Annotated in this window: 8 protein-coding genes; 6 read left to right on the top strand and 2 right to left on the bottom strand. The window is 63.7% G+C overall.

Features of this window, described 5'->3' with window-relative positions; genetic code table 11:
* The 4 genes from hflK to CN311_RS20830 form a co-directional block, all read left to right on the top strand.
* A partial coding sequence (hflK, locus tag CN311_RS20845; RefSeq protein ID WP_097575602.1) for an FtsH protease activity modulator HflK occupies positions 1-1,050 on the top strand: 1,050 nt, incomplete at its 5' end.
* Complete coding sequence (gene hflC, locus CN311_RS20840; protein WP_097575599.1) at positions 1,050-1,991, top strand: protease modulator HflC; 942 nt, start codon at positions 1,050-1,052, stop codon at positions 1,989-1,991. The genes hflK and hflC, both read left to right, overlap by 1 nt.
* Positions 1,992-1,997: 6 nt before the next feature.
* Entirely contained in the window at positions 1,998-2,183 is a 186-nt protein-coding gene (locus CN311_RS20835; RefSeq protein ID WP_097575598.1) for a DUF2065 domain-containing protein, read from the top strand.
* A 154-nt stretch (positions 2,184-2,337) separates the two neighbouring features.
* On the top strand, positions 2,338-3,852 hold the full coding sequence (locus CN311_RS20830) for a DegQ family serine endoprotease (protein ID WP_097575597.1): 1,515 nt from the start codon (positions 2,338-2,340) through the stop codon (positions 3,850-3,852).
* Between the two features lie 45 nt (positions 3,853-3,897).
* On the opposite strand, the gene CN311_RS20825 is transcribed toward CN311_RS20830, so the two are convergent.
* Positions 3,898-4,470 (bottom strand): GNAT family N-acetyltransferase, encoded by a 573-nt coding sequence (locus CN311_RS20825; protein ID WP_097575596.1) that lies wholly within the window; start codon positions 4,468-4,470, stop codon positions 3,898-3,900.
* Positions 4,467-5,384 (bottom strand): phosphoserine phosphatase SerB, encoded by a 918-nt coding sequence (gene serB / locus CN311_RS20820; protein WP_097575600.1) that lies wholly within the window; start codon positions 5,382-5,384, stop codon positions 4,467-4,469. Before serB ends, CN311_RS20825 begins: the two co-directional genes overlap by 4 nt.
* Between serB and miaA the strand changes: the two genes are divergently transcribed.
* The gene (miaA, locus tag CN311_RS20815; RefSeq protein WP_097575601.1) at positions 5,374-6,357 is read left to right on the top strand and encodes a tRNA (adenosine(37)-N6)-dimethylallyltransferase MiaA; all 984 of its coding nucleotides are present in this window, start codon (positions 5,374-5,376) and stop codon (positions 6,355-6,357) included. The two genes, serB and miaA, sit on opposite strands and share 11 nt — an antisense overlap.
* A gap of 105 nt (positions 6,358-6,462) precedes the next feature.
* On the top strand, positions 6,463-7,254 hold the full coding sequence (locus tag CN311_RS20810) for a GGDEF domain-containing protein (protein WP_097575595.1): 792 nt from the start codon (positions 6,463-6,465) through the stop codon (positions 7,252-7,254).
* Positions 7,255-7,348: the final 94 nt, after the last annotated feature.

The raw sequence follows: 7,348 nt of genomic DNA, 5'->3' as shown, positions 1-7,348 counted from the left end.
CCCTGGGGGCAGGGACCAAAGGGACCAAGCGGCCCGCAGGGCTCGCCTCCCGATCTCGAAGACATCATCCGGCGCGGCCAGGACAGGTTGCGGCGCGCACTGCCGGGTGGCGGCGGCGCCAGTCCCGCCGTGTTCGCGCTTATCGCGGCAGCGCTTATCGTGCTGTGGGCGTTCAAGGCGATCTACACCGTGCAGCCCGACGAGGTTGCGGTCGAACTGAGGTTCGGCAAGCCGAAGGCGGAGCTTTCGCAGCCCGGCCTGCACTTCCATTGGTGGCCCATCGAAACCGTCGAGACGGCCAAGATCGCCGAGCAGCTTGTCGATATCGGCGGCGGCAACACCAGCGGCGAAGGTCTGATGCTTTCGGGCGACCAGAACATCGTCAACGTCCAGTTCTCGGTTGCCTATCAGGTCTCCGATCCGAGGGCCTATCTGTTCGACGTGTCCGATCCGGACGGCATGCTGCGGCAGGTCGCCGAAAGCGCCATGCGCGAAGCGGTCGGCCGCCGGCCCGCGCAGGACATTTTCCGCGACGACCGCCAGGGTATCGCGGCGTCGGTGCGTGAAATCATCCAGACGACGCTGGACGACTACAAGGCCGGCCTGAACATCAACGCTGTTTCGATCGAGGATGCCGCGCCACCGCGTGAAGTGGCCGACGCCTTCGACGAGGTGCAGCGCGCCGAACAGGACGAGGACAAGTTCGTCGAGCAGGCCAACCAGTATTCCAACCAGAAGCTCGGCCAGGCGCGCGGCGAGGCCGCACAGATCCGCGAGGACGCGGCAGCCTACAAGAACCGTGTCATGCAAGAGGCCGAAGGCGAGGCGCAGCGCTTCATCTCGGTTTATGACGAATACGCCAAGGCGCCCGATGTGACGCGCAAGCGTCTCTATCTGGAAACGATGGAGAAGGTCCTGAGGGATTCTGGCAAAGTCATCGTCGAACAAGGCAATGGGCAAGGGGTCGTTCCCTATCTGCCGCTGCCGGCATTGCAGCAGAAAGCGCCGGCGCCGGCCCCCCTGGGCGGCACGACGGGAGGAACCCAGTGATGGCCAACCGTCTCCCCGTCATAGCGGTGATCGCCGCGGTCATCCTGTTCCTGCTCTATTCGTCGGTCTTCGTGGTCAATGCGCGCCAGCAGGCGCTGGTGATCAGGTTCGGCGAGATCGTCGACGTCAAGAATGAACCCGGCATCTACTTCAAGGCGCCGTTCGCATTCTTCGATGCAGACAGCGTGCAATTGATCGAGAACCGGGTGTTGCGCTTCGATCTCGACAACATCCGCGTCCAGGTTTCGGGCGGCAAGTTCTACGAGGTCGATGCCTTCATCGCTTACCGCATCTCGGATCCGCGCGTGTTCCGCTCCGCGGTGTCCGGCCAGATCGCACTGGCCGAGGCTCGGCTGAGGACGCGTCTCGACGCGGCGCTCCGCCGTGTCTACGGCCTGCGCGACTTCGAGGCGGCGCTCTCGGAAGAGCGGGCCGTGATGATGCGCGAGGTGCGCGATCAGCTCAGGCCCGACGCCACCTCGCTCGGCCTGCAGATCGAGGATGTCCGCATCCGCCGCACTGATCTGACAGCGGAAGTCTCGCAGCAGACTTACGACCGCATGAAGGCCGAACGTTTGGCCGAGGCCGAGCGGCTGAGGGCGCGCGGCAAAGAGGCCGCGCAGCGCATCACCGCTCGCGCCGATCGCGAGGTGGTGGAGATCGTCGCCGAAGCGCGGAAGGAATCGGAAATCCTGCGCGGCGAGGGCGAAGCCCAGCGAAGCGCTACCTTCGCGGATGCCTACAAACGCGATCCGGCCTTCTTCGATTTCTACCGGTCGATGAATGCGTATGGCACGGCGCTGGACAACACCGGGACGACGATGGTGCTGTCCCCGAATTCGGAGTTCTTCCGCTTCTTCCGCAATCCGGACGGCAACGACACGCCAACACCGCCGCCCGCACCTGCCGCGCCGGCAACGCAGCCAGGCGCCGGCCAGTAACGGCCGGTGCAGGATTTCCTGGCGGCAATAGGCCTGGTCCTCGTCATAGAGGGCCTGGTCTATGGCGGCTTTCCCGGCCTCGCCAGGAAACTCGCCGGCGAGGTTTTGGCGATGCCGGAGAACGCGCTGCGGATCGCGGGGCTGGCGGCGATCGTCATCGGCGTCGGCATCGTCTGGTTGGTGCGAGGCTGATGGCGGCAATTGCTTTCATGGTGCCTGCGTAACGGAGGATTTATCCTCTGCCGATAGTCAAGGCCGCAAACGTGCCGTATTTCTTGCCAACATGGCGTGACGCAGCTTTTTGCCGAAGCGCTTATCTTTTCAGAAAACACCGGGAGACTTCTCGATGACATCCAACACCCTTCTGCGCGCAGCGAGGCGGACGTTCATCGCCGGCACGACGGCACTTATTGTCGGAGCCTTGGCCGTTCCGTCTTTCGTGACGCCCTCGGTTGCCGCGGACGGGCCGCCTTCGGTCGCCGATCTCGCGCAGGGCCTGCTCGGCGCCGTGGTCAACATCTCGACCTCGCAGACGGTCAAGGGCACGGAAGGTCCGGGCGCGGTGCCGATGCCACAGCTTCCCGAGGGGTCGCCCTTCCAGGATTTCTTCGACGATTTCTTCAAGAACCGTCCCGGCGACCAGGGCAATCGCTCCCAGAAAGTGCAGTCGCTGGGCTCCGGTTTCGTGGTCGACGCCGAGCAAGGCATCGTGGTGACCAACAATCACGTCATCGCCGATGCCGACGATATCGAGGTGAATTTCTCCGACGGCGTGACGCTCAAGGCGACACTGGTCGGCACGGACACCAAGACCGACGTTGCGGTGCTGAAGGTCGATCCGAAGGGACACAAGCTGACCGCGGTGAAATTCGGCGATTCCAGCAAGATGCGGGTCGGCGACTGGGTGATGGCGATCGGCAATCCGTTCGGCCTTGGCGGCACGGTGACGGTCGGCATCGTCTCGGCCCGCAACCGCGACATCAATTCCGGTCCCTATGACGATTTCATCCAGACCGATGCCGCGATCAATCGCGGCAATTCCGGCGGCCCGCTGTTCAACAGCGTCGGCGAAGTGATCGGCATCAACACGGCGATCATCTCGCCGTCCGGCGGTTCGATCGGCATCGGCTTCTCCATTCCCGCGCAGCTCGCCTCGGGCGTCGTCGACCAGCTCCGCCAGTTCGGCGAGACACGGCGGGGCTGGCTCGGCGTGCGTATCCAGCCGGTGACGGACGACATCGCCGAAAGCCTCGGCATGGCGACCGCCAAGGGCGCGCTGGTCGCCGGCGTCATCAAGGGCGGACCGGTCGACAACGGCACCATCCTGGCGGGCGACGTCATCATCAAGTTCGACGGCAGGGACGTCATTGAAATGCGCGACCTGCCGCGCGTCGTCGCGGAAAGCACGGTCGGGAAGGCCGTCGATGTGGTCATCGTGCGCAAAGGTGTCGAGCAGACCGTGAAGGTGACGCTCGGCCGGCTCGAGGACGGCGAAAAGCTTGCCAGCGGCGAAGACGGCAACACCGACCAGGACAATGGGGACAAGGCACCTGCCGTTTCGACGGCTTCCGTGCTCGGCATGACCGTCGGCGAGCTCAACGACGAGACGCGCACGAAATTCGGTATCGCCGCCGATGTCAGCGGCGTCGTCATCACCGGCGTCGCCAAGGATTCGGCCGCGGCCGAACGCGGCATCCAGGCCGGCGAGGTGATCACCGAGATCGCCCAGGAATCGGTTGCCACGCCCAAGGACGTCATGGACCGGATCGGCGCGCTGAAGGAGCAGGGGCGCAAGAATGCGCTCCTGATGCTGGCGTCGAAGACCGGTGAGTTGCGGTTCGTGACGATCCGAATGGATTGAGTCCGGAAAACCATGTAACAGATTGATCTTGCATGAGAAGGGCAGCTAGCGAGCTGCCCTTTTTCTTGCGAGCCAGTTGTCATGCGAAAGCCTGTAGAACACATGCCGCTTGAGCGCGGGGTGGCTGTCGGGAATGCCGGGATGGTCGAAATCGCTTGCCGGGTCGGCGGACATGCCCAGGCGTTCCATGACGGCGGTGGAACGGCGATTGTCCTTGACCGCGAAGGACACGATCTCATCGAGGTCAAGCGTTTCGAAGCCATGGGCAAGCCAGGCTTCGGCTGCCTCGGTGACATAGCCGTGTCCCCAGAATTCGGGCGCCAGCCGCCAACCGATCTCGACGGTGCCGGCCGGCAAGAAGGGCAAATGATCGGTTCGGGTTATGCCGACGAAGCCGATGCATTGGCCGGTGGCGGCGATCTCGGCGGCGGCGAAGCCGAAACCGTCGCGGTCGATGACGGCGCGCAATTCATCCATCTTGGCGTCGGCCTGGGCGCGGTCGCGGCGAAATGGAAAAAATTCCATGACGCGCTCGTCGGAATTGATCCGGTGAAAGAGCTCGCGGTCGCGCTCCTCCCAATTGCGAAGGATCAGGCGTTCGGTGTGGATCGGTCTCATTCGACAAACTCCTCGCGCCGGTACCCCTGCAGATAAAGCAGCGCGGTCAGGTCGCCATGGTCGATGCGGACCTTGGCCTCTGCCGCCACGGCCGGCTTGGCGTGCAAAGCGACGCCAGTGCCGGCAAGACGGATCATGTCGAGGTCGTTGGCGCCGTCGCCGACAGCGATGGCGTCGGCGGTTGTCAGGCCAAGGCGCGCCGAAATCGCGAGCAGCGCATCAGCCTTGGCGGCGCGGCCGAGGATCGGCTCGGCCACCAGCCCGGTGAAATGGCCATCCTGTTCGATCAGGCGGTTGGCGCGGTTCTCCTGGAAGCCGAGCATCGCCGCTATGCGCGCGGTGAAGACGTCGAAGCCTCCCGATATCAGCGCCGTCCAGGCGCCATTGGCACGCATGGTCCGCACAAGCGCGCGGCCACCGGAAGCCAGCGTCAGCCGGTTGGCGATGATGCGGTCGACCACGGCGGCGTCGAGGCCTTTCAGCAATGCCACCCGTTCGCGCAGGGCCGGCTCGAAAGCGATCTCGCCGTTCATCGAGCGCGCCGTGATCGCGGCTACGCGGTCCTTGACGCCGATCTCGTCGGCGAGTTCGTCGATGCACTCCTGGTCGATCATGGTCGAATCCATATCGGCGATGAGGATTTGCTTTCGCCTTGCCTCGGCCTGCTGAACGATCACGTCGACCGGTTCAGTGGCGAGTACGGCGCGCAGGCTGGCGGCTGTTTCCGTGGTTTCGGCTGTCTCGGGCAAAGCGAGATCGCAAGCGATCCCCTCGGCCAGCCAGCGAACAGCGCTTGCGCCGACCGACCGTGAGGCCATATTCGCAATCGCCGGCGACAATGCGTGGCCGGCGGGATGGGATACAAGCGTGGCGACCAAGGGCGTGGCGATCAAGGGCGTGGCGATCAGCGACATCGAGAATTCCGGCGGGCAGGCGGGCGGGGGCCGCGTGAAGAACGCGATCCTGATAGCCGGGCCGACCGCCAGCGGCAAGTCGGCGCTTGCGCTCGATCTCGCCGAACGCATGGGCGGCGTCATCGTCAACACCGATTCCATGCAGGGCTATTCGGTGCTCGATGTGCTGACGGCGCGGCCGAGCGCTGCCGAACTCGCCCGTGTCCCGCATTATCTCTACGGTCACGTCCATCCCTCCATCGCCTATTCCACCGGCGCCTGGCTGCGCGACGTGATGAAGCTGATCGACGAGGGCACGTTCTCAGACGTTACGTTCTCCGAACGACCGGTGATTTTCGTCGGCGGCACGGGGCTTTATTTCCGGGCGCTCGCGGAAGGCATTTCGGAAATGCCCGACATTCCGCAGCAGGTCCGCGACCGGTGGCGCTACGAACTCCAGGAGCAGGGGGCGGCCAAGCTGCATCGCATCCTGTTGCGCGAGGATTCGGCAGCCGGCATGGTGCTGAAGCCGACCGACGGCCAGCGCATCGTGCGGGCGCTGGAGGTGCTTGACGCATCGGGCCGCTCCATTCTCGACTGGCAGGCGATGCGCGGTCGGCCGCTGATCGACAGGGATAGCGCGCGTTTCTTCGTGATCGAACCCGAACGGGCCGCGCTGGTGAGCCGCATCGAGGCGCGGTTCGACCACATGCTGGACAGCGGCGCCCTTGAAGAGGTCAGGCGGCTGGCAGCGCTCGGCCTCGATGCCGAGTTGCCGGCGATGAAGGCGATCGGCGTGCGCGAACTCCAGGCGGCGATGGCCGGGGAACTGAGCTATCCCGAAGCGATCGAGCGCGCCAAGATCGCAACGCGACAATATGCCAAGCGGCAGGCCACATGGTTCAGGCATCAGTTAGGCCCGGAATGGCACAGATTGCGCACCGGTTACGGGACGGAAACCACGATCTCAACCGATCTTTTCGGTGCAACCTAAAAAGTTAGCTTTGAACGGACACTTCCCGCCGAAGTTGTCCCAATTAACCCTCCGTAAGGCCCCTGCGTGCCATAAGGTCTTCAGGAATTTTCCAGCGGCGGGCAGATGCGTTTCCACAGGGCGGAATCAGCCTTTTTCGTCTTCATTTTCGTGATCCTGGCCGCTGGTCTGGTGACACTTCATGCCTATGGACTTCTGCAAACTTTTGCCACTGAGGTTCGAACGCCCTCCAGGGTCGACGAGATCGTCCACCTCAACAAGCTGCTGTTCGTGACCGGCGTGCTTTTGGCGACCGCGCTGTTCTTCGGCATTTTCTTCATCTACCCGCTGATCCGCAAACAGGCGACGGAAGAAGGCAAGCTGCGCGCCATGACGGTTTCGCTCAGTGCGCGCTCGGAAACGCTGGAGCATGCGGCGCTGACCGACAGCCTGACCGGCATGCAGAACCGGCGCTATTTCGACGATGCGCTAAAGGAATATCTTGAGGAGTTCCGCCGCATCGAGAAGCCGGTCGGGCTGATGATCCTCGACCTCGACCATTTCAAGCAGGTCAACGATACCCATGGCCATGATGTCGGCGACGAGGTCTTGCGGGCTGTCGCCAACTGTCTCAAGGACATGACGCGCTATCATGACGTGGTGGCGCGGTTGGGTGGCGAGGAGTTCGCGGTGGTCACGCCCAACATGGACGCCGAACTTCTGTCCAAATTCGCCGAGCGCATTCGCAAGGCGATCGCCAACATGTCGATATTGTCAGGCAATGTCCGCCTGAAGATCACCACTAGCGTCGGCCTTGCCGTCTGGGACCGCAAGGAAACGGCCGAAGAGTTCTATCGCCGCGCCGATCGCCAGCTCTATGAGGCGAAGAGGCAAGGCCGCAACCGCGTCTGCGCTTAAAATCCCGGAGAAGAATTCATGAGGCCGGCCGACTGACGCAGCTTTCTGCGCTTCCGGTGCTCACGGACTTGAATGTCCGCTCCGCTCCGGTTCT

It is taken from the genome of Mesorhizobium sanjuanii, assembly GCF_002529485.1.
Taxonomy (GTDB): Bacteria; Pseudomonadota; Alphaproteobacteria; order Rhizobiales; family Rhizobiaceae; genus Mesorhizobium; species Mesorhizobium sanjuanii.
Note: the sequence above shows the minus strand (reverse complement) of the source record. Positions and strands in the feature narration are given on the sequence as shown.

Bases quoted from the DNA above. Each gene is read 5' to 3' on its own strand.
- hflC (WP_097575599.1), top strand. From the start codon at position 1,050: ATGGCCAACCGTCTCCCCGTCATAGCGGTGATCGCCGCGGTCATCCTG.
- CN311_RS20830 (WP_097575597.1), top strand. From the start codon at position 2,338: ATGACATCCAACACCCTTCTGCGCGCAGCGAGGCGGACGTTCATCGCC.
- CN311_RS20825 (WP_097575596.1), bottom strand. From the start codon at position 4,470: ATGAGACCGATCCACACCGAACGCCTGATCCTTCGCAATTGGGAGGAG.
- serB (WP_097575600.1), bottom strand. From the start codon at position 5,384: ATGTCGCTGATCGCCACGCCCTTGATCGCCACGCCCTTGGTCGCCACG.
- CN311_RS20810 (WP_097575595.1), top strand. From the start codon at position 6,463: ATGCGTTTCCACAGGGCGGAATCAGCCTTTTTCGTCTTCATTTTCGTG.